29 protein-coding genes and 1 pseudogene are annotated in these 25,171 nt (G+C 41.5%); 10 read left to right on the forward strand and 20 right to left on the reverse strand.

Annotated features, from left to right (window positions below; all coding sequences use genetic code 11):
* Positions 1-609 precede the first annotated feature (609 nt).
* From FTT74_RS12890 to def, 3 genes are all read right to left on the reverse strand, one after another.
* Positions 610-2,682 carry a TonB-dependent copper receptor gene (locus FTT74_RS12890; RefSeq protein ID WP_179989140.1) on the reverse strand — a complete coding sequence of 691 codons (2,073 nt, stop codon included), beginning with the start codon at positions 2,680-2,682 and terminating at the stop codon, positions 610-612.
* Positions 2,683-2,745: 63 nt separating this feature from the next.
* The gene (locus FTT74_RS12895; RefSeq protein ID WP_154321168.1) at positions 2,746-3,180 is read right to left on the reverse strand and encodes a DUF2946 family protein; all 435 of its coding nucleotides are present in this window, start codon (positions 3,178-3,180) and stop codon (positions 2,746-2,748) included.
* 107 nt (positions 3,181-3,287) lie between these two features.
* Complete coding sequence (def, locus tag FTT74_RS12900; RefSeq protein ID WP_154321169.1) at positions 3,288-3,818, reverse strand: peptide deformylase; 531 nt, start codon at positions 3,816-3,818, stop codon at positions 3,288-3,290.
* A gap of 121 nt (positions 3,819-3,939) precedes the next feature.
* On the opposite strand from def, the gene FTT74_RS12905 reads away from it, so the two are divergent.
* The 3 genes from FTT74_RS12905 to FTT74_RS12915 are packed head-to-tail and all read left to right on the forward strand — an operon-like array spanning position 3,940 to position 6,956.
* Positions 3,940-5,097 carry a LysM peptidoglycan-binding domain-containing protein gene (locus FTT74_RS12905; protein WP_179989141.1) on the forward strand — a complete coding sequence of 386 codons (1,158 nt, stop codon included), beginning with the start codon at positions 3,940-3,942 and terminating at the stop codon, positions 5,095-5,097.
* 17 nt (positions 5,098-5,114) lie between these two features.
* Entirely contained in the window at positions 5,115-6,338 is a 1,224-nt protein-coding gene (dprA, locus tag FTT74_RS12910; RefSeq protein WP_004970117.1) for a DNA-processing protein DprA, read from the forward strand.
* 48 nt (positions 6,339-6,386) lie between these two features.
* A complete protein-coding gene (locus tag FTT74_RS12915; RefSeq protein WP_070155505.1) occupies positions 6,387-6,956 on the forward strand; it encodes an L-threonylcarbamoyladenylate synthase in 570 nt (189 codons plus the stop codon).
* Between the two features lie 34 nt (positions 6,957-6,990).
* Here the strand turns inward: FTT74_RS12915 and FTT74_RS12920 are convergent, their stop codons facing one another.
* Positions 6,991-8,049 (reverse strand): RNA-guided endonuclease TnpB family protein, encoded by a 1,059-nt coding sequence (locus FTT74_RS12920; RefSeq protein WP_179989142.1) that lies wholly within the window; start codon positions 8,047-8,049, stop codon positions 6,991-6,993.
* A gap of 131 nt (positions 8,050-8,180) precedes the next feature.
* Between FTT74_RS12920 and FTT74_RS12925 the strand changes: the two genes are divergently transcribed.
* Positions 8,181-8,474, forward strand: coding sequence for a hypothetical protein (locus tag FTT74_RS12925; protein ID WP_004970123.1), 294 nt, complete (start codon positions 8,181-8,183; stop codon positions 8,472-8,474).
* A gap of 84 nt (positions 8,475-8,558) precedes the next feature.
* Here the strand turns inward: FTT74_RS12925 and FTT74_RS12930 are convergent, their stop codons facing one another.
* Complete coding sequence (locus tag FTT74_RS12930) at positions 8,559-9,467, reverse strand: DMT family transporter (RefSeq protein WP_136144380.1); 909 nt, start codon at positions 9,465-9,467, stop codon at positions 8,559-8,561.
* A 285-nt stretch (positions 9,468-9,752) separates the two neighbouring features.
* Here FTT74_RS12930 and FTT74_RS12935 point away from each other — a divergent pair, with 285 nt between their 5' ends.
* Complete coding sequence (locus FTT74_RS12935) at positions 9,753-10,298, forward strand: glutathione peroxidase (RefSeq protein WP_179989143.1); 546 nt, start codon at positions 9,753-9,755, stop codon at positions 10,296-10,298.
* Positions 10,299-10,622: 324 nt separating this feature from the next.
* Complete coding sequence (locus FTT74_RS12940; protein ID WP_154321292.1) at positions 10,623-11,213, forward strand: hypothetical protein; 591 nt, start codon at positions 10,623-10,625, stop codon at positions 11,211-11,213.
* Positions 11,214-11,292: 79 nt separating this feature from the next.
* Here FTT74_RS12940 and FTT74_RS12945 read toward each other — a convergent pair whose 3' ends face one another.
* The 10 genes from FTT74_RS12945 to FTT74_RS12990 all read right to left on the reverse strand — a co-directional run bounded on the left by FTT74_RS12945 (position 11,293) and on the right by FTT74_RS12990 (position 19,483).
* Complete coding sequence (locus tag FTT74_RS12945; RefSeq protein WP_004970132.1) at positions 11,293-11,712, reverse strand: F0F1 ATP synthase subunit epsilon; 420 nt, start codon at positions 11,710-11,712, stop codon at positions 11,293-11,295.
* A 27-nt stretch (positions 11,713-11,739) separates the two neighbouring features.
* The gene (gene atpD / locus FTT74_RS12950; RefSeq protein ID WP_004970134.1) at positions 11,740-13,134 is read right to left on the reverse strand and encodes a F0F1 ATP synthase subunit beta; all 1,395 of its coding nucleotides are present in this window, start codon (positions 13,132-13,134) and stop codon (positions 11,740-11,742) included.
* A 29-nt stretch (positions 13,135-13,163) separates the two neighbouring features.
* Positions 13,164-14,033 carry a F0F1 ATP synthase subunit gamma gene (gene atpG, locus FTT74_RS12955; RefSeq protein WP_004970136.1) on the reverse strand — a complete coding sequence of 290 codons (870 nt, stop codon included), beginning with the start codon at positions 14,031-14,033 and terminating at the stop codon, positions 13,164-13,166.
* Positions 14,034-14,116: 83 nt separating this feature from the next.
* The gene (atpA, locus tag FTT74_RS12960) at positions 14,117-15,661 is read right to left on the reverse strand and encodes a F0F1 ATP synthase subunit alpha (protein ID WP_004970138.1); all 1,545 of its coding nucleotides are present in this window, start codon (positions 15,659-15,661) and stop codon (positions 14,117-14,119) included.
* Positions 15,662-15,701: 40 nt separating this feature from the next.
* Positions 15,702-16,238, reverse strand: coding sequence for a F0F1 ATP synthase subunit delta (locus tag FTT74_RS12965; protein WP_004970141.1), 537 nt, complete (start codon positions 16,236-16,238; stop codon positions 15,702-15,704).
* Positions 16,239-16,252: 14 nt separating this feature from the next.
* Complete coding sequence (locus FTT74_RS12970; RefSeq protein ID WP_004970142.1) at positions 16,253-16,723, reverse strand: F0F1 ATP synthase subunit B; 471 nt, start codon at positions 16,721-16,723, stop codon at positions 16,253-16,255.
* Between the two features lie 39 nt (positions 16,724-16,762).
* Positions 16,763-17,008: a F0F1 ATP synthase subunit C gene (gene atpE / locus FTT74_RS12975; RefSeq protein WP_000424060.1), complete on the reverse strand. Its 246-nt coding sequence runs from the start codon at positions 17,006-17,008 to the stop codon at positions 16,763-16,765.
* An 85-nt stretch (positions 17,009-17,093) separates the two neighbouring features.
* Positions 17,094-17,969 carry a F0F1 ATP synthase subunit A gene (gene atpB, locus FTT74_RS12980; protein WP_004970145.1) on the reverse strand — a complete coding sequence of 292 codons (876 nt, stop codon included), beginning with the start codon at positions 17,967-17,969 and terminating at the stop codon, positions 17,094-17,096.
* A 103-nt stretch (positions 17,970-18,072) separates the two neighbouring features.
* Positions 18,073-18,471: an ATP synthase subunit I gene (locus FTT74_RS12985; RefSeq protein WP_004970147.1), complete on the reverse strand. Its 399-nt coding sequence runs from the start codon at positions 18,469-18,471 to the stop codon at positions 18,073-18,075.
* Between the two features lie 172 nt (positions 18,472-18,643).
* Positions 18,644-19,483, reverse strand: coding sequence for a metal ABC transporter solute-binding protein, Zn/Mn family (locus tag FTT74_RS12990; protein WP_179989144.1), 840 nt, complete (start codon positions 19,481-19,483; stop codon positions 18,644-18,646).
* A gap of 135 nt (positions 19,484-19,618) precedes the next feature.
* Here FTT74_RS12990 and FTT74_RS12995 point away from each other — a divergent pair, with 135 nt between their 5' ends.
* Genes FTT74_RS12995 through znuB form a run of 3 tightly spaced genes read left to right on the forward strand, consistent with a single transcriptional unit; the run spans position 19,619 to position 21,681 of the window.
* Positions 19,619-20,113 (forward strand): transcriptional repressor, encoded by a 495-nt coding sequence (locus tag FTT74_RS12995; RefSeq protein WP_004970151.1) that lies wholly within the window; start codon positions 19,619-19,621, stop codon positions 20,111-20,113.
* The gene (gene znuC / locus FTT74_RS13000; RefSeq protein ID WP_004970152.1) at positions 20,089-20,877 is read left to right on the forward strand and encodes a zinc ABC transporter ATP-binding protein ZnuC; all 789 of its coding nucleotides are present in this window, start codon (positions 20,089-20,091) and stop codon (positions 20,875-20,877) included. The genes FTT74_RS12995 and znuC overlap by 25 nt, the downstream gene beginning before the upstream one ends.
* Positions 20,878-20,880: 3 nt before the next feature.
* Positions 20,881-21,681 (forward strand): zinc ABC transporter permease subunit ZnuB, encoded by an 801-nt coding sequence (gene znuB / locus FTT74_RS13005; RefSeq protein ID WP_136144783.1) that lies wholly within the window; start codon positions 20,881-20,883, stop codon positions 21,679-21,681.
* 8 nt (positions 21,682-21,689) lie between these two features.
* Here znuB and FTT74_RS13010 read toward each other — a convergent pair whose 3' ends face one another.
* Both FTT74_RS13010 and FTT74_RS13015 read right to left on the reverse strand, forming a co-directional pair.
* A complete protein-coding gene (locus FTT74_RS13010) occupies positions 21,690-22,076 on the reverse strand; it encodes a hypothetical protein (protein ID WP_179989145.1) in 387 nt (128 codons plus the stop codon).
* A 111-nt stretch (positions 22,077-22,187) separates the two neighbouring features.
* A complete protein-coding gene (locus FTT74_RS13015; protein WP_026438405.1) occupies positions 22,188-22,808 on the reverse strand; it encodes a LysE family transporter in 621 nt (206 codons plus the stop codon).
* A 159-nt stretch (positions 22,809-22,967) separates the two neighbouring features.
* Between FTT74_RS13015 and FTT74_RS13020 the strand changes: the two genes are divergently transcribed.
* Positions 22,968-23,888, forward strand: coding sequence for a Dyp-type peroxidase (locus tag FTT74_RS13020; protein ID WP_179989146.1), 921 nt, complete (start codon positions 22,968-22,970; stop codon positions 23,886-23,888).
* Between the two features lie 37 nt (positions 23,889-23,925).
* Here FTT74_RS13020 and FTT74_RS13965 read toward each other — a convergent pair whose 3' ends face one another.
* From FTT74_RS13965 to FTT74_RS13035, 3 genes and pseudogenes are all read right to left on the reverse strand, one after another.
* The gene (locus FTT74_RS13965; RefSeq protein ID WP_180168693.1) at positions 23,926-24,165 is read right to left on the reverse strand and encodes a hypothetical protein; all 240 of its coding nucleotides are present in this window, start codon (positions 24,163-24,165) and stop codon (positions 23,926-23,928) included.
* Positions 24,166-24,317: 152 nt separating this feature from the next.
* Positions 24,318-25,046 (reverse strand): glycoside hydrolase family 19 protein, encoded by a 729-nt coding sequence (locus tag FTT74_RS13030; RefSeq protein WP_257221866.1) that lies wholly within the window; start codon positions 25,044-25,046, stop codon positions 24,318-24,320.
* 9 nt (positions 25,047-25,055) lie between these two features.
* A pseudogene (locus FTT74_RS13035) lies at positions 25,056-25,171 on the reverse strand (transposase); the annotation flags it as partial.

Genomic DNA, 25,171 nt, shown 5'->3' on the forward strand with positions numbered 1-25,171 from the left:
TTCAGTTAAAATCATTTTGAAGCTTTAATCTAAACTTCCAAATCTGGCTCATCAATTTTCTGACTTAAATTTCGCTCAAATAAACTTCGAGTAATTTAAACCAATCAATCAATGAAATATGTTCGATTAATCAATCAGTAAAAATCCACACAAGTTGTTCTTCATAATCTCTTAATGATCTTCTCGATGCTTCGTCAGCATCAAGCTAGGTCGGCTATATTACGCTTTATTTCCATAAAGTCAACATGCAATGTTGATTTTATTTTCAAACCCATCTACTCAAAACAAACTCAATTAATCTTAAATCAATCAACCAAGCTATTGTTTTTCAACAAGTTTTTATCAACATCGCCGCCGATGGATGTGCATTATAGGCCAAATATTTTGCCATGCAAGGCTTTTTGTAAAAGAAATATATCGAGTGTTTATTTTATAAACCCCAAAACAGATAAGCCACTGTTTTATCTCATAAATTTATTTTAATAAAAATCTGCGCAATTCTTCAAAATACAATCACAAGATTTAATCTATTGTTTTATATGAAATTATTCTAATAAAAAAGTAAAAAGCAGAGCCTAAGCCCTGCTTTTGGTTTAAATAAAGTTCAAATTAGAACTTCATACTGATACGCGCCCAATAGTTACGGCCAATATTGTTAAATTGCTCATTCGCAGCAAAACCCAAACCCGCATTACCCATTTTGTTTAGATGCTCGGTATAAGTTTTATCCAGTACGTTATCAATACCCACAGACATATCAACACTTTTATTGAGGTTATAGCTGCCGTTTAAAGACAATACGCCAAAGCCACTGCTTTCTTTCACATCATAGCCCACGATATTACCTTCACGTTCGCTAATACGACTTTGACCATCAACAACACGTAATAATGCACCTAAAGTATATTTATCCTGAACATAGCGCAGGTTTAAACGCCCTTCCAAAGGTGAAATTTGTGGCAACGGCGTATTGTCCGTAGTGTTTTCACCCCACGCATACATGGCACTCACATCAGCCTGTAAAGCATCGGTAAATTGATAAGCAATACCAACTTCTGCACCTGCAATCGTTGCATCCACATTGCGAGTATGCGCCTCTAAAGGATTTTCTTTACTCTGAGGCTTGTTTTCATCTCTCAGTTTGTAATTCGTCAAAATATAATCATTAATTAAACCTGCATAAGCCGATGCCCAAGAGCTGAATGCACCATGTTCATGTTGATAGCCAAAGTCCAATTGAAGGGTTTTTTCAGTATCAATGTGATTAAACGTATTTTTATTTCCGTTACCCGACAGAGGACTAAACAATTCCCAATAATCAGGCATACGCTCTACATAGCCCAAACCGACATAAGTTTTAGCATCATGGTGCGGATGTTGATTTTCCAAACGAATAAAGCCACTTGGCAAAGTTTCTTTACGTTGTTGAGCTGTTTGCACTGCATCAACTTCGACCTGATCAACACGTACACCTGTAACTAATTTATTTTCATCATTGAGTTGATAACTCAATTCACCAAAACCGCCATAAGATTGAAATTCCATATCGGTTGTTACAGGGAAGTTCATTTTCGGCATTGTGGCTGAATACATGCCTTTACCATGTTTATTCTGTTGACTATCAATACCTGTAATAAACTGCAGCTTATCCCACTCATGCGTTACAGCCATCCGTGCATTTAAAGTACGGCGTGTCACATTCATTGCAGATTTAGCTTCCACCCACTCTTTTGTCATGTGATGTTGTGCCATACCTACTTTACGCAGACTATAGTTATCCATCACGTGATCGTTAAAGCTATAGTTCACCTGTGCTTCAATTTTCTTAATCACATCGGTGATATTTTTCTTTTCCACACGTAAACCTAAACTTTCGCGGTCAAATTCAGCACCATCCATTGTACGGCCCGCATAAACCACTTCAGCATCACCACGACCACCTGTCAGTTCTAGCCAAGTGTTTTCATCGGGTGTCCAACCTAAAGCCACATCGGCATTCCAACGCTCCCAATCCGAAGGAACAGTTGTACCATTACCATCTTTATAGCTATCTGCTACAGAACGGTTGGCGTTTAAACGGATGTATTTATGCTCATCACCCGCAGCCGCTTCAACATTATGATCTAAACGGCCAAATGAACCCATCAAAACACTGGCTTGTCCACGATAGTTTTGACCTTCACCAAATTGCTCAGGCTTACGCTCAAACAATACCGTTGCTGCCGAACCTGTGTTGGCATATTGCACCGTTTGCGGGCCTTTAATGACGGTAATTTCATCAAAACTTTCTGGTGAAATATAAGAGGTTGGTGAATCCATACGACTCGGGCATGCACCTAAGTTTTCAGAACCATCGGTTAAAATTTTAATACGTGAACCAAACATGCCGCGGAAGGTCACATCGCCATTGGTACCCGCACCACTGTTGACAGCACTAAAGCCAACTATGCTTTGCAAATAGTCTGCACCATCTGTGGCTGGAATCGGCTGAATGGGTTGTTTTGGATTAGCACGAACCACCAAACCATTGGCATCATTGCCCTGTTGTGCGGTTGCAACAATAGGCGCAAGACTATGCGTATTCGCAGACAGCATACTTTGATCGGCAAACGCACTTGCTGAATAGCAGGCAACACAAACTGCAGCCGCAATGGGCTGTAATAAAAATTTAGGCTGAGCCATTTTATTTCTCACTTCAAAACATAAATACAGTTAGGGTCAAAGCAGACCCGAAAAACATTGAATTTATGCAAAGTGAGGTGGAGCACGTCCCTGCGGAAGTAAAAAGAGTTGCTGAAGTGCAAACCAAACGTGTTGAAAACGTTTTTGGAAAGCCAAAAGACGTACCTGAATGCGATCAAGCACCTCTTTAAGCTCTAATTCAGGTGGCAAGACCAAGTTGCCATAGACCGTACAATACTGACATTGATGTGAAGCATCGTGATGATGATGTTCATGCTGTACGGTCAGTTGCTGATCATCGGTCTGTGATGTAGATGAATGTGCAGTATGCGAAGAATTTGTATGCACGGCGTGGGCTTGTGGCAACAAAAGTGCACGCGTGATGGTTTCACAGACTGGCGCAACTTGATATTGCTCAGGCAGCAAAGGCTGTAAAAATACAGCAATCTGTAAAAAAACTGCGATAAATGAAAGCAGTAAGCCACTACGCAACAACAAAAACATCTATCCTGAATTTGTGTGGCGCAAGTATAACAAAGCCCAATCGAAATTGGGCTGATTTTTATGCTTTGGTCTAAACATGGACAACTAGATGGTTGTTTGTTTTAACGCTTCACAGCAACTTTTTCTTTCTGACGCTGGCGCACTACTTTTTCCACTTTTTCACGGGCACGCTGTCTTTTGAGTGGTGATAAATAATCGACAAATAATTTACCATTTAAGTGATCCATTTCATGTTGGATACAAACAGCGAGAAGTTGATCTGCTTCTAGCTCAAAGGTTTGACCCTCAAGGTTAATCGCTTCAATTTTTACACGTGACGGACGCTCAACTTTGTCGTATATTTGAGGCACTGACAAACACCCTTCTTCATACGGTTGGGTCTCTTCAGTCAATGGGGTAACTTTGGGGTTAATGAAGACCATGGGTTGATCTTTATTTTCAGATAAATCCATGACAATCAGCTGAATATGATGATCTACCTGTGTCGCAGCTAGACCAATTCCTGGTGCGGCATACATAGTTTCAAACATATCTGCAGCAAGCTGACGAATTTCGTCGGTCACTTCTTCAACTGGTTTGGCAATGGTACGCAAACGGGGATCCGGGAAACTTAAAATAGGTAATAAGGCCATGGGACGTCCTCACTTATATGCCATTGATCAAAAAACCGAATGAAGGAATGCTTCATCAAAAAAATGTGTGTAAGATCGTTATTATAACGCAACTACATACATAATTTTAGGAATTATGATAATGAAAAAGGTTTTGACAGACACATCCTCTTTTCGTGTCTTGGGGTTTAAAAAGCAAGTTTTAGCGCTCGCTGTATGTCTCACTGTGGGACTTGGGGCAATGAGTGTGGCTGAAGCAGCACCTGCACGAAATATTAATCCGCCTACTTTAAAAGCCAATGCACCGAATGTGTATGTGGTGAAAAAAGGCGATACCTTGTGGGATATTTCTAAAAAATTCCTGAATAATCCACTGCGCTGGCCTGAAATTTGGGCAAGCAACCGCCACGTGAAAAATCCACACTGGATTTTCCCGGGTGACCGCTTGTTAATGTGTACCTATGAAGGTCGCCCAATTATTGGTAAAGATGAAGGCGATGGCTGTGAAGGCATTATCCATCGTTACACCGGCAAGAGCACCAATTTACAGCCGCAAATTCGCGTAGAGTCTTTAAATAATACCATTCCTGTGATTCCACTTGACTACATCAAACACTGGTTAGAGCGCAGCAGCATTATTGCCGCAGATGCGTTACAAGGCACACCATATATTTTAGGTACTTCTGATCAACGTGTTTTAGCCGCTAAAGGTCAAAGTGTGTATGCGCGTGGTACAGGTCTGGAAGTAGGTCAACGCTACGGTGTATATCGTGAAGGCGAACCGTACATGCTGACCGATGCCAATGGTCAAAAATTCAATGCAGGCATTGAACTCACTCAAGTTGCTGCAGGTATTGCAGTACGTGGTGAAAATGACATCACCACACTTGAATTGACCGATACCTACAATGCCGAAGTGCGTCGTGGTGATCGCGTCTTACCAATTTATGACCCAATGCTGCCAACCTTGTTCTACCCAACGCATGCTGAAAATGTCAGCACAGGTGGTCAGGTGCTACGTGTGATGGGTTCGATTGGTACTGCAGCAAAACACAGTGTTGTGGCAATTGATCGCGGTACATTACATGGCGTGCAATCTGGTCATGTGTTTAGCGTAGCGCAAAAAGGCGAAGTGGTCACCGACCCGAAAACCAAAGAACGTGTTCAGCTTCCAGGCGAACGTATTGGCAATATCATGGTCTTCAAGAGCTTTGACCACATTAGCTATGCCTATGTTTTAGACAGTGAATTACCAATTAAAGTCGGTGCGAGCTTACAAGCACCACGAATGGACGACTAAAACGGTTTAAGATGGTGATGTTGAATTCATTCAGCCCACAGCAAATCAACTACATTTTGTTGTGGTATTTGGTTCAACATTCACTGTCTAGTTTTTCCAAACTCGTACAACATTATGGTTCCGTGGCTGCCGCAGTGCAGCCCGAACACCTCCTCACATGGTCAGATGTGCGCATTCATGCCAACCATCTACAACGCGCCAAAGAATATCTCAGCCCAACAGGGCAACTCGCCTTTGAACAATGTCTGAATCAACTGCAACAGCAGTGCGATTTTATTCTAACTTTGGACGATGCGGACTATCCCAATCAGTTACGACCCTATTCCAACAAGCCACCCATTTTATTTGGGCAAGGCAATGCACAGGCTTTGTTGCAAGCGCAAATTGCGATTGTCGGCAGTCGCAAAGCCAGCCCGCATGGTCGGCAAGTGGCTTATGATTTTGCTTATTATTTAAGTGAACAAGGGTTCTTTATCAATAGTGGTTTGGCACAAGGTATTGATGAAGCCGCACATCAAGGTGCTTTGCAACATCAACGTACCATTGCAGTCATGGGCACAGGTTTGGACAGCACTTATCCAAGTGCACATCACAGCCTGCGCCAAAAAATTGTAGAATCTGGTGGTGCCGTGATTACGGAGTTTTTACCACAGACTAAGCCCTTACAGCAACATTTTCCACGACGTAACCGTATTGTCAGTGGACTAAGTTTAGGCGTGATTGTTGCTGAAGCCAGTTTAAATAGTGGCTCGCTGATTACCGCGAAACTGGCAGCAGAGCAAGGCAAATTAATTTTTGCCATTCCAGGACATATTTACAGTGAATTTCATCAAGGTTGCCACCAATTGATTCGTGAAGGTGCAATTTTAGTGGATCATCCTGAACAAGTGATTGAAGATTTAGCCCTACCCACCCAATGGCAATATCAACAAAACCAAATAGCATCAAGCCAAAATCAGACTACAGCAGCTTCAACAAAAGCAAAATTATCTACACCACCGACTGAAGCAATACTTCAAACCACCACAACAAAAACAGCAGATACAAGTACACCGCATATTCCCGAGCATTTATTGGCACTGTATCAACAACTGGATTGGGTCGGACAAAGCATCGATCACTTGGCACAGCAACTGAATTTAGATATTGCCACACTCACCAGCGCATTAATGGAACTGGAACTCATGGGCTTCTGTTTACAACAATCAGGTTTATATCTGCGTTGTCGTCCACTCAAATAAGGTTCACAATAAGCGCCTATTTCACGTTTCTGTTTAGGTAAAACTCCCATGATTACAACTTCTGTCACCGAAGCCGCTGCATGTCTACAACAAGGACAGGTACTGGCCTATCCTACAGAGGCGGTTTGGGGATTGGGATGTGATCCATATAATCAACAGGCATTTTTGGAAATTTTGCGTCTGAAACAGCGTCCGATTGAAAAAGGTGTGATTTTACTGGCAGGACATCTGTCACAAGTAGAGCATTTGCTGCAGGATTTAAACCCCGAAATGCGAGATCGCGTAATTGCGTCATGGACGAATACTTATCCCACAGATCGAGCAACCACCTGGCTATTACCCAGCACAGCCGCAATTCCAGAGTGGATTACAGGTCAACACCCCAAAGTAGCGGTGCGCGTAACCAATCATCCTTTATGTATCGCGTTATGCCATGCCTTTGATGGCTTTATTGTATCGACCAGTGCCAATCCTGCGGGACTTGCCCCTGCACGCTCTTTGCAAGAGACAACGCAATATTTCCATCAACAATTGCACTACTTAAATGGTGATTTGGGTTTAAGCCAGCAACCTAGCCGTATTTTAGATGCAGAGAGTGGGGCAGTGATTCGCGCCTAGCTTTAGACAAATTTTAGTTGACATCCCCCCCGACCTAAAGGACGGAGATTCCTACTGCTAGACGCTCATGCCCGAGCGCAAGAATATTCAGTGCGGAATTTACATCCCGATCATGGAGCGTACCGCACTCCACACACTGCCATTCTCTTATTCCAAGTCCTGCTCTACCTTTCAGACTACTGGAGCGTGAGCCACAGCACGAACAAGTTTGGGTGGTATAGGCTTCATTGACTTCTTCATAACATACCCCTGCGTTCTCGCATTTATACTTGAGCATGGTTCTTAGTGTTGTCCAACTGGCATCTAGCACTGATTTAGCCAATCTGGTTTGTGCTAATGCTTTGGCATTCACATTGCCAACGAAGATGGCTGCATGTTCATTCACCAGTTTTCGGCTGAATTGATGCAGCATGTTTTGTCTTACATTTTTAATCTTGGCATGGATGGCTTTGACACGTTTCTTATTTTTTGCACGTTGAGCAATACCAAGTTTTTGTTCATATTGCCGATAGATTTGAGGTGCTTTAAGTTTTACGCCATCTGAACAAGTCGCTAAATCTTTTAAACCTAAATCTATGCCAATTGAGGTTTTAGCGTTGTTTTTTTCTATTTTGACTGCATCAACTACAAGACAAACATACCAACGTCCACGACTATCTTCTACGAATGTGCCTGTTTTGATATTGTATTGACTTAATCCGTAACTATCCCATAGTTTAAATTGATGCTTGCCATATTCAACATAGCCATCAGCATATTTGATTGCAACCTTTTTAAACGGTATCCAACCCAGTGAACGTCTAGCTGATTTTTTATTACTGACACGCCATTTTAGTTTTGCTTTTTTGAACTGCTTGCGTCTTGTGACCAATTCTTCTGTCACTGCCTGAATAGTTTGACTGTGCAAGTTGCATTCTTTCGATGTGCCTTTCGTGTATTTTGCAAGGTCGTATGCTGAAAAGAATTGTTGTTTACGTTGTAGATGCTTAAAACACAAATCATTGACATAATTCCAGACAAAATTTACTTCGGATGCTAACTGATTTAGCACCTTGCAATGTTTGTCTTTTATGCGTAATTTGAGTGTCTTCATCCAATTATTTTAACAGTATTTTTCTTAATAGTGACTATAGTACAAGTATTTAAAACGACATTTCGTGTCGTTCATATGGTTTACTCCAGTCGCTTATATCCTCGTGCTGAACCACGAGGTTATTCGCTCCAGTGGATAAAAAAAAGCTCAACCATATAGGGATGGTTGAGCATAAAAAGGATGTGTATAAAAGCACATCCAGAGGGTTTGAAAATCTTGCTGCAAATGATATTTCACTGATTATTGAATACAGTGGATCATTTTCAGTACGTGAATTATGGAGTAATTTAGTCGACTATACAAATAGATTTTTCCTATTAATCCAAGACAAATATTCAATGAAAGATTCATCTTTTTTTCTTAACAATTTAAATTATCTTACTATTTTTACAATTATTTTAGAAAAATTAAAAAAACTGTCATAATTCATAACACTCAATACTGTATAAATTTTGAATAAAAGGCATTTTAAATACACCTTTATGTGATCAAAAAAACACCAATTAAACTCAACTTTTTGCTTGAATGTGTACGCGTGCTTTCATTTGTGCCAACACAATACCCGTTAAAATAATCAATCCACCGATACTGTGATAACTCCCCCACACTTCTGCCAACCAAAAATATGCAATGATAGCCGTGAAAACAGGCATCAAATTCATAAAAATACTGGTGCGATTTGGCCCTAAATATTGAACGGCCAACATCCATACCAAAGGTGCAATAATTGAAGGAAATATACCTGCATACAGCACACTTAAACCATTTTGGCTATTTAAATGATCCAAGCCGAACCACAAAATAAATGGCAGATGGTAAAGTAAGGCGAATATAATTTGCACATAAAGACTCAGCATGAGCGGCAATTTTAAATTCCATTTCTTTAAAAACACCCCATAAAAGGCGTAAAAAAATACCGCCAAAACCATGAGCATATCGCCCGCATGTCCTGTCAGCTGACTGAGTTGACGCAAATCTCCTTGTGCAATCACATACAACAAACCCGAAAATGAAATAATGCAGCCAAAAACCGCAAATCGTGTCGGAATGTCTTTTAAGATCAGCAATGAAACCAAAACCGTAAACATGGGAATAAACGCATTAATAATGCCCATATTGGTTGCAGTGGTGTAATTGGCTGCGGTATAGCTTAGACCTTGATACAGCACCAAACCAAAAGCACTAAGCACTGCCAACTGTTTCAAATGTGGACGAATCAACTCACGCTGCTGCCAAACTTTGGGCAATATCCACGGGGTTAAAATCAGAAAAGCAATCAACCAGCGATAAAAACTGATACTGACGGGTGAAATATACTCCGCCACATACCTCGTTACTGCAATATTTAAAGACCAAATCAATACCGCAATCAATGGCAATAAAATTGCCCAAAATACGCCTTTATCTGACCGTATCATGTATTCATCATCCTTGTTGTACCAAACAGCATACCTGCTGTGAAACCCTTTTCTATAACTGACTTGTGATGCAAAGTGCTAAAAACCCAGTGTCTATTTATGGCACTTTTCGCTCGATTTATCCATCAATAAAATAAAATGCAGATACGAATTACATTTTTCTGCGCAATATCACGGCTATGCGGGATTCCATCAGTGTCGTAAATTTCTTTGCTATAAAACTTGCTGTACCCAAAAATTACAGTTACAACAGTAGCGGTAAAATACAGATTCTAGGAAGCAACTATGCGCACTTCAGTTTATGACATTGCAGTAAAAACCAATCAGGGTACGGAAACCACATTAAATCAATATGCAGGAAAAGTGTTGTTGATCGTGAACGTGGCATCAAAATGTGGCTTAACCCCGCAATACGAAGGCTTACAGCAACTCTACGCAGCAAAACAGACACAAGGCTTAGAAATTTTAGCCTTTCCATCGAATGATTTCTTGGCACAAGAACCGGGCAGCGATACAGAAATTCAGGAATTTTGCTCACTGAATTATCAGGTGAGTTTTCCATTGTTTGCTAAAATTCCAGTCGTGGGTGCAGAAAAACATCCTCTCTACACGGCTTTAACGCAAGCAATTCCTGAACGTATTGGTGAAGGCCCATGGTGGAAAGATTTGGTTGATTACGGCTTAACCCCAAATGAACCACCTGAAGTATTGTGGAACTTTGAAAAGTTTTTGGTGAATAAACAAGGTGAAGTGGTGGCGCGTTTTGCCCCAGATTTAACCGCAGATGACCCGCGCATTGTAGAAGCGATTGAGGCTGAATTGGCTAAATAATTTTTTATTCAGCAAGTTAAAGAGTTCTTTCATAAATTCTCTTTAAATCAATAATTCAGCTCCCTCATCCTCTTGCGGAATATATTCCTCATCCTGAGCCATATATGGCGCAAGAGAAGGGACTATCAATATCAATTCGACGCATTACTTATGATCATTTTTCTTTTATGAAAGAAGTGTAATTCATAGGAGTTTCTTTAAAACTCCTATTTTTTTTGATTTAGACAAAAAAATTAAGATTTGTTATTGCTTTGCAACAATCTGTTTTTTATTCATATTTTCGTTTTATATTCATTCTCAATGAGTACCAAAAATCACATGAATATGAAAAATGTATCTTCGAAGACACTACTTCCGTTTGCACTATTGAGTTCTGCCTTGCTACTCAGCGCCTGTGATCAAATGAACACGCCGCAAACGCAAACAACTAATCAAGATGATTCCAACGCATCATCCAACAGCAATACAAACCCAACCAACGCTCCATTAAGCAGTGGCAATATGTTCTATATTGTGCGCGATGTGGCTGATCTACAGCTCAAAGCAGGTCAATATGTCGAACAACTGAATCAAACCAAGTCTGAATTGCAAACCGCTGTAGATGCGCAAGATCCACAACAATTACAAATTGCAGCGACTCAATTACAACAGCAGTTACAAGGCTTCAATCAAACACTAAGCAGCCTAGACTTAAAAACACAGGAAATTGATACCATCCGTCAAAACTTATTGGCTGCCAATCAGCAAGTTTTGGCTTCACCATTTTTAAATGGACAAGTCGATTTAAGCAAAGTGGACTTTAAGAAACTGGAACAGCAAATGGGGAGTATTCAAGCTGAAATGCTAAAACTGGCGGGGATGATTTTACAAGGTGAGTCAAATCAGCCTACTGAAACTACCAATACAGCATCTTAAGCAAAGATAAGGCTTCAATTCCAAACAGCATAAAAAAAGCCACTCTTTCGAGTGGCTTTTTTCAATCTTAAACCGACAATTAAAGTGCGCGGTTTTTGATTTTGCGGATGGTTTCCAACTGTGCAGCAGTTTCTGCCAAAGCAGCCAAAGCAGCAGCAGAGTCCAAATCGCTCTTTTGATTTGCCAACAATTGTTCAGCGTGTTTACGCGCTTCAATAATTGCCGCTTCATCTAAGTTTTCTGCACGAACTGCAGTATCTGCAAGAATCGTAACAACATGCGGTTGAACTTCTAGAACGCCACCAGATACATAGATTAATTCTTCTGTACCATTTTCCAGCAGAACGCGGATTGCACCCGGCTGAAGCAAAGTTACCAGTGGTGCGTGACCCGGCATAATACCGAGTTCACCGCCAGCACCTTTTGCAATTAGCATAGTCACAGTGCCCGAGTACAAAGACTCTTTTACACTTACAACATCACATTGCATAGTCGCCATGAGAATCTCCTAAATTAGAGCTGCTAATTAAAGTTTCTCGGCTTTAGCAATCACTTCGTCAATACCACCAACCATATAGAACGCTTGTTCTGGGATATGATCGTATTCACCAGCTAGAAGACCTTTAAAGCCACGAATTGTATCTTTAAGCGGTACAAGTTTACCAGGCGCGCCAGTAAATACTTCAGCTACGTGGAACGGTTGAGAGAAGAAACGTTGGATCTTACGTGCACGGTATACAGTAAGTTTGTCTTCTTCTGACAATTCGTCCATACCAAGAATTGCGATAATGTCTTTCAATTCTTTATAACGTTGAAGAACGTTTTGAACTGAACGAGCAATTTCGTAATGCTCAGTACCAACAACTAATGGATCTAACTGACGTGAAGTTGAGTCTAGTGGATCGATCGCAGGGTAAATACCTTGAGATGCAATATCACGGCTCAATACTACAGTTGCGTCTAAGTGCGCGAACGTTGTAGCAGGTGATGGGTCAGTCAAGTCATCGGCAGGTACGTATACAGCTTGAATAGATGTAATCGAACCAGACTTAGTTGAAGTAATACGTTCTTGAAGAACACCCATCTCTTCTGCAAGTGTAGGCTGATAACCTACTGCAGATGGCATACGACCTAGAAGTGCTGATACTTCAGTACCTGCTAGTGTATAACGGTAGATGTTGTCTACGAACAATAATACGTCACGACCTTTACCGTTCTCATCTTTTTGATCACGGAAGTACTCAGCCATAGTCAAACCAGTTAACGCTACGCGTAAACGGTTACCAGGTGGCTCGTTCATCTGACCGTAGACCATTGCTACTTTGTCAAGAACGTTAGAGTCTTTCATTTCGTGATAGAAGTCGTTACCTTCACGAGTACGCTCACCAACACCAGCGAATACAGATAAACCTGAGTGCGCTTTAGCGATGTTGTTGATCAACTCCATCATATTTACGGTTTTACCAACACCCGCACCACCGAACAGACCAACTTTACCACCTTTCGCGAACGGGCAAAGTAAGTCAATGACTTTAATACCAGTTTCTAAAAGGTCAGTAGAAGCCGCTTGTTCTGCATAAGAAGGCGCTTGACGGTGAATTGGTAAACGCTCTTCAGTTGCAACTGGACCAGCTTCGTCGATAGGGCGACCAAGAACGTCCATGATACGACCAAGTGTCGCTGTACCTACTGGTACAGAGATTGGCGCGTTAGTGTTAGTTACGTTCAAACCACGCTTAAGGCCTTCAGTAGAACCCATTGCAATAGTACGAACTACGCCATCACCAAGTTGTTGCTGAACTTCTAATGTAGTTTCAGTACCGTCAACTTGGAGAGCGTCATAGATCTTAGGAACGCTGTTGCGTTCAAACTCGACGTCGATAACCGCGCCGATGATCTGAATGATACGACCGCCACTCATTGCTGTCTCCTCAATTCAAACTAATAATGTTAAACGGCAGCGGCACCACCAACGATTTCAGAAATTTCCTGAGTAATCGCGGCTTGACGCAGCTTGTTATAAATAAGTTGTAGGCTCTTGATCAGTTCACCTGCGTTATCTGTTGCAGCTTTCATTGCAACCATACGCGCAGACTGTTCACATGCGATGTTTTCAATCACACCTTGATAAACCATAGACTCGATGTAACGAACCAATAAACCATTTAACAGCTCTTCAGCTTCTGGTTCATAGATATAATCCCAACCGTATTGACGGTTAAGAGTCTTGTTTTCTTCAGCAGATGCTAAAGGAACAAGTTGTTCGATTTTCTGATCTTGAGTCATGGCATTGACAAAGCCGTTTGACACGAGGTAAATGCGATCTAACTCGCCTTTATCGTACGCATCTAACATCACTTGCACAGAGCCAGATAACTGTTCAAGACTTGGCGCGTCACCTACGTTTGTAGTTGCACCAAGCACTTTACCGCCGTAGTTTTTAAAAAACGAAACCGCTTTTTGACCAATTAAAGCAAACTGAACTTCAATTGACTGCTCTTGTTGTTGCTGTACATGCTTTACAACTTTCTTGAACAAGTTAATGTTCAAGCCACCTGCCAAACCACGATCTGAAGACACGATGATATAACCAACGCGTTTTACAGGGCGTTCAATCATATAACGGTGTTTGTATTCAGGGTTCGCCTGTACCAAATGAGCAATTACACGGTGCATATTTTCGGCATACGGACGGCCTTGAGCCATGCGCTCTTGCGCACGACGCATCTTAGAAGCAGCAACCATTTGCATCGCGCGAGTAATCTTTTGCGTGCTCTTGATACTAGCAACTTTGGCGCGAATTTCTTTTAAATTTGCCATACGCTTAACCTAGTATTCGAAAGCCCTTTCAGGCTTCCGAAGGTTGATTCCGTGAACCAAACCCCTAACTAGCCAATGCTAAATTAGTAAGTTTGAGTCGCTTTAAAGCTTTCAATACCTGCTTTGATTGCAGCTTCGATGTCTTTGTTGAAATCACCAGTTTCATCGATTTGTTGCATTAACGCAGCATGTTCTGAACGGAAGTAAGAAATTAACGCAGCATCAAAGTCTACGATTTTCTTCACTTCTACGTCAGCCATGTAGCCTTCGTTAGATGCATAAACTGAAACAGCTTGGTCAGCAATTGAGTATGGCGCATATTGTTTCTGCTTCATTAACTCAGTTACACGTTGACCATGTTCAAGTTGCTTACGAGTTGCTTCGTCAAGGTCAGAAGCGAACTGAGCAAACGCTGCCAATTCACGGTATTGCGCCAAAGCGGTACGGATACCACCAGACAATTTTTTGATGATCTTAGTTTGAGCAGAACCACCAACACGCGATACAGAAATACCCGCGTTCACAGCAGGACGGATACCCGCGTTGAATAATGATGTTTCTAAGAAGATCTGACCATCTGTAATCGAAATTACGTTGGTTGGTACGAATGCAGATACGTCACCTGCTTGAGTTTCAATAATCGGCAATGCAGTTAAAGAACCAGTTTGACCTTTAACTTCACCGTTAGTGAATTTCTCAACGTAGTCAGCAGATACACGAGAAGCACGCTCAAGTAGACGCGAGTGTAGATAGAACACGTCACCTGGATACGCTTCACGACCTGGTGGACGACGTAAAAGCAATGAAATTTGACGATACGCAACAGCTTGCTTAGACAAGTCATCATAAATGATTAACGCGTCTTCACCACGGTCACGGTAGTATTCACCCATTGTACAACCAGAGTACGGAGCTAAATACAGCATTGCTGCTGGATCAGATGCACCTGCTGCGACAACAGTGGTATACGCCATAGCGCCAGTTTCTTCTAGCTTACGTACTACGTTTGCGATAGTCGATTGTTTTTGACCAATTGCTACGTATACACACTTAATGCCAGAGTTTTTCTGAGCGATGATCGCATCGATCGCCATTGCTGTTTTACCAGTTTGACGGTCACCAATGATCAACTCACGTTGACCACGGCCTACAGGGATCATGGTATCAACTGATTTATAACCAGTTTGAACAGGTTGATCCACTGATTGACGCCAAATTACGCCTGGTGCTACTTTTTCTACAGCATCAGTTAATTTTGCATCAATAGGGCCTTTACCATCAATTGGGTTACCCAAAGCATCTACCACACGGCCTAAAAGTTCTGGACCAACCGGAACTTCTAATACACGACCTGTGCAACGTGCTTTTTGACCTTCTTGAAGGCTTAAGTAGTTACCTAAAACAACGACGCCCACTGAATCCTGTTCTAGGTTCAGTGCCATACCAAATAAGCCGCCGTCGAATTCGATCATTTCACCGTACATTGCATCAGCAAGGCCGTGAATGCGCACAATACCGTCGGATACCATAACAATGGTACCTTCGTTTTTAGCGGTCGCGCTGGTGTCCAGATCGCCGATACGCTGTTTAATGAGCGCACTGATCTCGGATGGATTCAGTTGTTGCATTGCGCTATACCTCAATCTTTTATTAGTTCAGTCTTCGCAATTAAGCTAAAAGACGTGTCCGCATTTTTTCAAGCTTGTTAAGCGCAGAATCATCTATCACTTGGTCGCCTGCACGAATAACCACACCCGCAATTAACGCTGGGTTCACTTCTACAGAAACATTTACTGCCGCAGCGAAACGTTTTTCTAACGCTTGAGCAAGAATTTGTTCTTGTACAGAAGTCAATGGGAATGCTGATTCAATCACAACATCCACAGTATTGTTATTCTGTGATTTGAGCTGTTCGTATTCTGCTTGAATTTCAGGAAGCAAAGCCAAACGGTTGTTTTCAGCAAGCAATGTCAAAAAGTTTGACACTGCTGCAGTTTGGTCTTCACCTAAAACTTTGGCAAAAATACTCACCTGCTCAGCAGGCGTAAGCTCAGGGCGATTTAAGTAAGCTGAAAATGCTTCGTCTTGCACCGCAGCACTGAGCAAGTTAAGTGCTGTTGACCAATTGTCAGTTGCACCTTGCTCAGAAGCGTAAGCAAATGCTGCTTTAGCGTATGGGCGTGCCAACGTCAAGAGTTCAGCCATAATCTGCCTCTCTCTTAAAGTTTAGCAGCCAGCTGAGTCAGCATGGCATTGTGAGCTTCTGCGTCAACTTGCTGGCTAAGAATTTTCTCTGCACCAGTTACTGCAAGCGCAGCTACTTGTTGACGTAATTCTTCGCGAGCAGAATTGATTTCTGTATCAACAGCTTCTTTCGCTTGTTGACGAATACGCTCACCTTCAGCAGATGCTTGGGTACGCGCTTCTTCTACCAATTGTGCTGCACGACGATTCGCTTGTTCGATCAATTGAGCCGCTTGTGCTTTAGCTGCATCTAATTCAGCTTTCACTTGAGCTTGCGCATCGGCAAGATCAGCTTTGGCTTTCTCAGCTGCATTTAAGCCGTCAGCAATACGACGCTGACGCTCACTAATCGCATTGATTAGTGGTGGCCATACAAACTTCATGCAGAATGCGACGAAAATCGCAAATGCAATCGCTTGGCCAAACAATGTGAGGTTGATATTCATTGCAAATTCCTCAAATAGTGAATTTCGGAATTAAGCTGATTAACCTACAAATGGATTAGCGAAGATGAAGAACAAGCCAATACCAACACCGATCATAGGCACAGCATCAAGAAGACCTGCGATTAAGAACATACGAGTTTGAAGTTGTGGAGCCAATTCTGGTTGACGAGCAACAGCTTCAAGGAAGCGACCGCCTAAAAGACCAAAACCAATCGCAGTACCTAAAGCACCGAAAGCGATCAAGATAGCAGATGCAATTGCAACTAGACCTAAAGTGAGTTCCATGATAATTCCTCAGAGGTTAGGTTTTATACCAAATTAAGTTAAAAAATTGTGTGCCCAACCGCCCGATGACAGTTAGGCCATACCATTAATGCTTTTCGCTTGCCATGCTCATGTACACGATAGTCAACATCATGAAAATGAATGCTTGTAGCGTAATAATCAAAATGTGGAAAATCGCCCAAGGCACAGACAATGCCCACTGGATCCAGAACGGTAATAACGCGATAAGAATGAAGATTAACTCTCCCGCATACATGTTACCGAACAGTCGTAGAGCCAATGAAACTGGTCGCGCCAAGAAAGTAGTCAATTCCAACAATAAGTTGAATGGAATTAAAAGCACTTTAGCAACTGGATTACTTGGGTTGAATGGGTTAAGTGCCAACTCACCAACGAAGCCGCCAACACCTTTCTCACGAATACTATAGAAAATAATTAAGAAGAATACAGAAATAGACATACCTAAGGTAATGTTTGGATCTGTAGTCGGAACAATTTTAAAGTAAACCTGATGAGGGTCCACACCCAGCATAGATGCAATCGCCTGTTGAGCTACATAAGGAATAAAGTCAACAGGGATCAAATCCATCAAGTTCATGAGGAAAATCCACACGAAAATGGTTAATGCTAAGGGTGCAATTAATCGAGACTTCCCATGGAAGGTATCACGTACACTTGAATCCACAAACTCGATAATCACTTCAATTACTGACTGGAATTTACCAGGCACGCCTGAATTTGCAGCTTTCGCAACAATCCAGAACAATAAACAGAAGATCAGACCAAGTCCGATAGACCAACCCATTGAATCCAAGTGAATAGCAGTGAACCCCATCTGTTGAGCTTCTTCAGCAGACTCAGCCAACTTCCATGAACCGTCTGGCATTTTGCCATAGGTCATATTGGTCAAGTGATGCTTGATATACTCGGTCGAAGTAAGGGCATGTTCTTCAGCAGCCATAAATCACACCTGGTCAATGTAAAAAAACTAATAGAACAAACGAACATCGCGTGCTGCTTGATATCTCGCCTATTCCTGAAAAACTTTTCAATTTTTGCTGCGTTTAGACTCGTTTTTGTAATCGTGACACCCAAAATGGCGCAACCCACGACATGCTTTGAACGAGCATAAAACCACAAAACAATGCCACCGGGGATAACGGCTGTACATTGCTTAAAATTAAAATGAATCCTACGATCACGATTGCAAACTTACCGAGCATTCCTCTATACATGTTCGAAAGAACCTGTCTGGACGCTCGTGCACCTGCTGCTCGAAACGACTGCCATGAAAAATAACAACTTGCCAACCAACAAACACTAGCACCAAGTGCAGCGCTTAAGGCAGCCGTTGAGTCTTTCAAGACCCACGCTATCAGGGCTGAAACTGGAATCATGAATGCTTGTAAGAAGACCAAAGCTTTAGCTAATCGTCGGTCAATCAAGCGACTAGTTCGGCTCATTTTTTTATCCACTCACAGCATTAATGCTTGACAAGTTCAACTGATGATCGTTTTTTATCGCAGGCATTATAGAGTTAGCCCCCTGAACATGCAATCGTTTCCCGACCTTAGTCGTGTTTTTTTGCATGTTTGTCTCGGAATTGTCATATTTCAATTTTGCTTAAAAAACGCATCATTTTCGTGCATTTAATACACAAGCCTTGGTTTGCTTGGCTAATTGCTGCCACGCTTGCACAAAATCATCTGCACCGCGCATGCTTTCATCGACCTTTTGAAACACAATTGGATTCAATTTCATATACTGATTTTTACTGGCATGTTCTTCTGCAAGTAGGCACATTTTTGGATTTGGTCGGTGATCGTTCAAATATTTAATTTGTGCGACTGTTGGCGCAATATGCGGATCATTGGTCATCGACCCAGAAAATTCTAAATTTAAGGCACGTTCTAAATATTGATAGGCATCGTGATAAGCCCAATATGGCTGTACTGCAGTTTGAGTCTGAAACTGACTTGCACTTTTGAATAAACTCTGTGCGAAGGCACGTGCGTTGTTCCAATAAGCATCGCGATGTTCAGGCATTTGCTGAGAACGTAACGCGGCAATAAAGAAGCCGATACGCACCGCATTGTTTGGGTCTAGCCAGACATGGCTGTCTACTGTATTTTTTAATGCTGCACCACGTTCTGAACGCTGCGGCAAAGTTTTCATAATGCCCGTATCTAATAAAGCAATCGCTTTAGGATTTTGATGTAATACACGTTCTAGCGGTGCTTCATGCGCCTTACCTAGCCAAATAATTAAATCCGCATCTTGGATGATTTTTCGATGTGCAGGCGTGAGCGATACATCATGCCCTGTTTGATCTGCCAGTAATAACGTGGGTGTTTCGATATTTTGCGTGACTTTTTGGGCAATCAAATAGATAGGATGCGTAGACACCACCAAAGCCTGCGCCATGCTGACAGTACTGCATAACGCTAAGAAACAGAAACTAAATAAACGAAACATTGCGGCATATCACGAAAAATCGATAAATGTTATAATATAACAAATTTATAAAAATACCTACGTATAATCGAAACTGATAACGCTTCATGCTAAGATTTACTGTCGTTTTTCTTTTAAAGTTCAACTGGGGTGGCTATGAGCTTATGTTCGCACGAGCATCACAATGCATTACATGGCGTTCACGACCATCACAATGTCGATCAACGTCTTGCCGAAGCTGAAAGTTTATGTGCGGCAACAGGTGCTCGTTTAACACCGCTACGTAAAGAAGTGTTGGAACTCATTCTCAAGGCATCTGCACCAATGGGTGCTTATGATTTATTGGCGAAAATTAAAAGTGAGTCTGATCGTCCTGCAGCACCGCCAACGGTGTACCGTACTTTGGATTTTTTACTGGAAAAAGGACTAATTCACCGTTTGACTTCAATCAATGCCTATATTCCTTGCTGTCATCCACGTGAAGGACACCAAGCGGCTTTTTTGATCTGTACTGAATGTAAAGTCGTTAAAGAAGCTTCAGCGCAAGGTTTATTAGAGCAACTCGATCAGTTGGCAGCCTCTGACCGCTTTAGCCCGCATCACAGCATTATTGAGATTTCTGGAAAATGTCAGCAGTGCAACAGCAAATAACCACTGCACCGCTCATCGCCTTGCACAATATTCAGGTGCGAATAGATGAGCGCGATATTTTAAAAAATGTCGATTTTGAATTGCATGCACATGAAATTGTCACGCTAATTGGCCCCAATGGCGCAGGAAAATCGACTCTAATTAAAGTCTTGCTTGGCATTGTCAAACCAAATGCAGGCAAGCTCGTAAATGCTCGCAAATTGACCTTTTCTTATGTGCCGCAAAAGTTTAATCCTTCACACAGCTTGCCTTTAAGAGTGAAAGATTTACTGGCTTTAGAAAAATGCCCAGACGCAATTAAAGCAGAAATTATCCGCGATACTGGCATTGCCAAACTGCAAGATTCAAAAGTACAACAACTGTCTGGTGGTGAGCGGCAACGGGTGCTATTGGCACGCGCCTTATTACGTCAACCTGATGTTTTGGTACTGGATGAGCCGATGCAAGGACTAGATATTCAGTCCGAAGCTGAACTGTATGACTATGTGCGCAACTTACCGAGCAAATATGGCTGTGCGGTGTTGATGGTGTCGCATGATTTGCAATGGGTCATGCAAGGTACGCATCGTGTGGTATGTTTAAATAAACACATTTGCTGTAGCGGTTTGCCCGAAAATGTACAGCAACATCCTGAATACCAAGCTATTTTTGGAACCAATCGGGTGTTTTATCAACACCACCATGAACACTGTGCACATGGGGATCATGCCGAGCCTTGTCAGCATGATTCACGTCCTCATATTCACCCTGAACCGGAAGCTTAACCCATGATGGATTGGCTACAATTGCTGTTACCTGCATGGATCATGGGCAGTTTATTGGTATTTTTGACCGCCCCACTTGGCTGTTTAATGCTGTGGCGACGCATGTCCTTTTTTGCCGACACGATGGCACATGGTACGTTATTGGGGGTGGCGATTGCAGGGGCGTTGAGTTTGCCTCTGTGGATGGGCGTGACATTCTTGGCATTATTATTGGTGGGTGTTTTGTGGATTTTACATGATCCACGGTTGCCGAATGATGCATTATTGGCGCTCTGCTCTGCGACCTTGCTCTGTTCAGGTTTGCTCTTTATTCAACATATTCCGAGTTTGCGTCCTGAGTTGCTGAGCTATTTATTTGGCGATTTACTCACCATTTCATGGGCAGATTTACCCGTATTTGCTTTGGTCATTATTGCAGCCTTAGCGGTACTCTATAAGTTTTGGCAGGCTCAAATTCAAATTGCAATTGACCCTGACATTGCAGTCAGTGAAGGTGTGAATGCACAATGGCAACGTCTGATTTTTATGTTGTTATTGGCATTATTTACAGTATTGGCTTTACGTGCAGTCGGCTCTTTATTGATGGGCGCATTGCTGGTGATTCCCGCCTTAACCGCACGTTTATTGGCTCACTCGCCTAAACAAATGGTGATTTGGGCATTTATTGTGGCGCAAATTGCAGTCAGCGTAGGTTTATGGTCAAGTGCGGGCTTAAATATTTCGACAGGTTTAAGTATTGTGATGACTATGGCGATCATTTTTGCGGTGATTTTTAGCGTACAAAAAGTCAGAACGATGGCTTAGTTTTTCGTTCATGAGTATCTATATTTTTTTATTGCAGCAATGAGCATTACGACCAAAAGTGGCAGCATGTACACTATCCACAGTGCCATATCACTGTGAATCACTTGCTGTAAAAGACTCAGTTGCTGCTGACTTTCTGAAACAGCATTCCAATCTATCTTTTGTAGATAAAACATTGCATGAATGGCAATCAACAACACAGCCGTAATATTAATCAACACCACACTTTGCCACACCGTATGTTTAAAATAAGTTTGCAAGGCGGCAAATACAAAAGAAAAAATCAAATTGATACTCAAATGTGCCATCAAAGCAATTGGCCAAAACACGCTATCTACTGAAAACTGAATTGCTAATCCAATTGCAATTAAAGTTGAAAAACTTAAAAGCAACATGCTGATCCACCAATGTTGCCAATAAAGTGCTCGCGGAATACATTTTATTTTCAACGTATGTCTCAATCTATTTTTATAATTACAGCGTACACTTTTGTGTAATTGAAGACATTACTGATGCACCAAACTCAACAAAAACGCAGCACCTGCAAACAATGCAGCAAAAGTACGATTCATAAATTTTTGCTGCTTCGGTGATCTTAACAAACGCAAAACTTTTGCAGCCAAGCCCGTATAGCCCGCCATCACAATCAAATCAATACTAATCATGGTCAGTGCCATAATTGCATATTGCGTCCATTGCGGTTTAGATAAATCTAAAAATTGCGGTAAAACTGCCAATAAAAACACAATTGCTTTGGGATTGCTCATATTAACCAGAAAGCCGTACATCACCAATTTTCCAGCAGATTTGCGCGTCAACTCATGCTGAATTTCAATCGACTGTGCAGGCGCTGCCCATTGCAAATACGCCAGATACAACAAATACGCCACACCAAACCATTTCACAATCAGAAATGCCCAAGGCGTAGTGGCAAACAAAACCCCTGCCCCCGCAGCGACAATTGCAATTTGCAGCAATAATGCCAACTGCAAACCAATGGCATTCCAGTAGCCATGTCGAAAACCATAGTTCAAACCACTCGACATAGATGCTATTGCACCCGCGCCAGGTGAAACACTAATCACCCAACAGGCCAACATAAACGCAATCCAAACTTGATAAGACATATATCGCCGCTTTTCACAAGACAGTGCATTATATGATATTTCACTTAATCTCATGACTAAAAACGTTGAATAAAATCGGGTTCAGGCTATTAAGCCTGCATGCAATCAGGCACAATAAAGTCAACTTTATAGAAAACAACAAATTTTCAGGAGCTATACATGACTGCCCAATCTGTAATTTTGCCACTACCTTCAGATCATGCTCGCTTTCTTGTACTTCGTTTAAAAGACTTAAGCATTACTGAGTTAAAAGAAAAATTGGCTGACTTGTTTAGCACACGGGATCGTTTGATTACCCAACATCCACATGCCCAAATTAAAACTGGCGTTGCTTTTGGCCCTGAACTTTGGGCACAGCTCTATCAGCAATCTCCAGAGGGTTTTAAACAATTACAACCAATTCAAGGTGCGTACCCAATGCCTGTCGTGCCTGCCGATGTGATCATTCACCTCGCCAGTACACGTGCGGATATTTGCTTTGCACTCAGTCAGGCATTCTTTGAGGGGATTCAAGACAAAATTGAGGTCTTGGATGAACGGGTCTGTTTCCGTTATTTTGATGGACGCGACATGACGGGCTTTATTGATGGTACCGAAAATCCACAATTTCCAGATGATCGTGCCGAAGTTGCACTTTTAGGGGAAGATGCAGGCGTGTTTGCCGATGGTTCTTTTATTTTTGCACAGCGCTATTGTCACGATTTAGAAAAATGGAAAAAGCTCAAAGTCGATGCCCAAGAACACGTGATTGGACGCACCAAACTTGAATCGATTGAATTAGACGAAGATGTACAACCTGAAAATTCGCACGTTTCACGTACAGTCGTTGAAGATGATGCAGGCGATGAAATGGAAATTTTGCGCCACTCTTTACCTTATGGTGATGGCAAGGGCGATCAGGGTTTATTCTTTATTGCTTATACCAAAGATTTGAGCATTATTGATGCCATGTTAGAGCGTATGTTTGGTACTTCAGGTGATGGCATCCATGACCGTTTATTGCACTTTGTGACTGCCATGGATGGCGCATATTACTTTGCCCCAAGTGAGGAGCTGCTAGAAGAAGTTTTGGAAGGTTAAGATAAAGAGGCCGACGAGAGTCGGCTTCTTGATTTTATTAAATGCAATTAATACCCTTTGCATCTAAATTTATTTTATTAAAAACTGTTGTCTTTTTAGTTTTTAAATTTAAATATTCTGCTTCATACAAGATATAGCCTTGTGACATAAACCTGTATTGTCCATTCACTTTATTGTCAATAATCTCTTGTACTGTCCTATAAATTTCAGGCTTGGCGTTATCCCCCATATCCACTTCTTCAATCCTTAAAGTCGTAGATAGTTCAATTTTTTTCATGAATGGATAATACATAATTGAATTTATATTAGGATATTCACTAGGCACCAATAGAACAGATTTGCTACCACTACTAAAACAATAGTAATCTTTTTCTGAAGAATAAACCTGTGTACAAGAAACTAAAATAAATAACAAAATAAAGAAAATTCTCATAATTCTTTTAACCTTTTTTCAGCAAATAATTTCGCAGCATTCGCCGCATAACCATAACGCTTTCGACTCACTATCTGCCCACCTTCTTTTTTAGTACCAAATGGAAAGGTTGTCGTTTTAGTCATTTCAAGAAAACGCATATATCCTTTTTTTGCTTCGTTTAAATTTTTAATTTTTCCCTTTTTTTTACCTAGTGGATCATTCCATAGTCCCCAACCAAAGCTTTCACCACTTTTATTCTGCGCAATAGAACTTTCCTCAAAACTCAAATATGAGTCCAACGTGGCTATTATTTTTTTATTAAGATATCCACATTCTTTAATATTGAAAGCGGAAATAGCTCTTTTTAAGTAGTTCTCTCTATCATCGAAACCATTATATCCCCCATTAATTAAAGAGCATGTGGCTATCAAATCATTATTTAGTGCATAAGGAGTTAAGCCACCTGATTTAGAATGAAGCCAATACCACACCGCCGAACCTACCGCATGTTTTTTCTCCTTAGCAATACGTACTTTATTGGCTCCTAGAAAGTTCTCATTAATAGCTTTACCATATCCCTCATAATTTGATTTATAGGTAATTTGCATTAGGCCCCTACCTTTATATCCATCATAAACCTCACTTTCCGACTTTCCTCCTAGCCCTTCCTCCATAAGTCTATAACCCGCAGTTTCATGTAATGTATGTGCGATAAAATGTGCTTTTTCTAAACACCTATTCATAAGCTGTCATTAAAAAGTAAACATGTATTCTTTTCCGAATTGGTTTGATACTCTCTCCACCCATTGCTCTATTTTATCAGCTGTCATGACTTGAAAATCTCGCCAATAATATTTCATCTGCTTCC

Origin of the sequence: Acinetobacter sp. YH01007 (genome assembly GCF_013420425.1) — a bacterium.
In the GTDB taxonomy this organism is placed as follows: Bacteria; Pseudomonadota; Gammaproteobacteria; order Pseudomonadales; family Moraxellaceae; genus Acinetobacter; species Acinetobacter towneri.

Coding starts and splice junctions, on each gene's coding strand:
- FTT74_RS12890 (WP_179989140.1), bottom strand. CDS start 2,682: ATGGCTCAGCCTAAATTTTTATTACAGCCCATTGCGGCTGCAGTTTGT.
- def (WP_154321169.1), bottom strand. CDS start 3,818: ATGGCCTTATTACCTATTTTAAGTTTCCCGGATCCCCGTTTGCGTACC.
- FTT74_RS12905 (WP_179989141.1), top strand. CDS start 3,940: ATGAAAAAGGTTTTGACAGACACATCCTCTTTTCGTGTCTTGGGGTTT.
- dprA (WP_004970117.1), top strand. CDS start 5,115: ATGTTGAATTCATTCAGCCCACAGCAAATCAACTACATTTTGTTGTGG.
- FTT74_RS12915 (WP_070155505.1), top strand. CDS start 6,387: ATGATTACAACTTCTGTCACCGAAGCCGCTGCATGTCTACAACAAGGA.
- FTT74_RS12920 (WP_179989142.1), bottom strand. CDS start 8,049: ATGAAGACACTCAAATTACGCATAAAAGACAAACATTGCAAGGTGCTA.
- FTT74_RS12930 (WP_136144380.1), bottom strand. CDS start 9,467: ATGATACGGTCAGATAAAGGCGTATTTTGGGCAATTTTATTGCCATTG.
- FTT74_RS12935 (WP_179989143.1), top strand. CDS start 9,753: ATGCGCACTTCAGTTTATGACATTGCAGTAAAAACCAATCAGGGTACG.
- FTT74_RS12940 (WP_154321292.1), top strand. CDS start 10,623: ATGAAAAATGTATCTTCGAAGACACTACTTCCGTTTGCACTATTGAGT.
- FTT74_RS12945 (WP_004970132.1), bottom strand. CDS start 11,712: ATGGCGACTATGCAATGTGATGTTGTAAGTGTAAAAGAGTCTTTGTAC.
- atpD (WP_004970134.1), bottom strand. CDS start 13,134: ATGAGTGGCGGTCGTATCATTCAGATCATCGGCGCGGTTATCGACGTC.
- atpG (WP_004970136.1), bottom strand. CDS start 14,033: ATGGCAAATTTAAAAGAAATTCGCGCCAAAGTTGCTAGTATCAAGAGC.
- atpA (WP_004970138.1), bottom strand. CDS start 15,661: ATGCAACAACTGAATCCATCCGAGATCAGTGCGCTCATTAAACAGCGT.
- FTT74_RS12965 (WP_004970141.1), bottom strand. CDS start 16,238: ATGGCTGAACTCTTGACGTTGGCACGCCCATACGCTAAAGCAGCATTT.
- FTT74_RS12970 (WP_004970142.1), bottom strand. CDS start 16,723: ATGAATATCAACCTCACATTGTTTGGCCAAGCGATTGCATTTGCGATT.
- atpE (WP_000424060.1), bottom strand. CDS start 17,008: ATGGAACTCACTTTAGGTCTAGTTGCAATTGCATCTGCTATCTTGATC.
- atpB (WP_004970145.1), bottom strand. CDS start 17,969: ATGGCTGCTGAAGAACATGCCCTTACTTCGACCGAGTATATCAAGCAT.
- FTT74_RS12985 (WP_004970147.1), bottom strand. CDS start 18,471: ATGAGCCGAACTAGTCGCTTGATTGACCGACGATTAGCTAAAGCTTTG.
- FTT74_RS12990 (WP_179989144.1), bottom strand. CDS start 19,483: ATGTTTCGTTTATTTAGTTTCTGTTTCTTAGCGTTATGCAGTACTGTC.
- FTT74_RS12995 (WP_004970151.1), top strand. CDS start 19,619: ATGAGCTTATGTTCGCACGAGCATCACAATGCATTACATGGCGTTCAC.
- znuC (WP_004970152.1), top strand. CDS start 20,089: ATGTCAGCAGTGCAACAGCAAATAACCACTGCACCGCTCATCGCCTTG.
- znuB (WP_136144783.1), top strand. CDS start 20,881: ATGATGGATTGGCTACAATTGCTGTTACCTGCATGGATCATGGGCAGT.
- FTT74_RS13010 (WP_179989145.1), bottom strand. CDS start 22,076: ATGTTGCTTTTAAGTTTTTCAACTTTAATTGCAATTGGATTAGCAATT.
- FTT74_RS13015 (WP_026438405.1), bottom strand. CDS start 22,808: ATGTCTTATCAAGTTTGGATTGCGTTTATGTTGGCCTGTTGGGTGATT.
- FTT74_RS13020 (WP_179989146.1), top strand. CDS start 22,968: ATGACTGCCCAATCTGTAATTTTGCCACTACCTTCAGATCATGCTCGC.
- FTT74_RS13965 (WP_180168693.1), bottom strand. CDS start 24,165: ATGAAAAAAATTGAACTATCTACGACTTTAAGGATTGAAGAAGTGGAT.
- FTT74_RS13030 (WP_257221866.1), bottom strand. CDS start 25,046: ATGAATAGGTGTTTAGAAAAAGCACATTTTATCGCACATACATTACAT.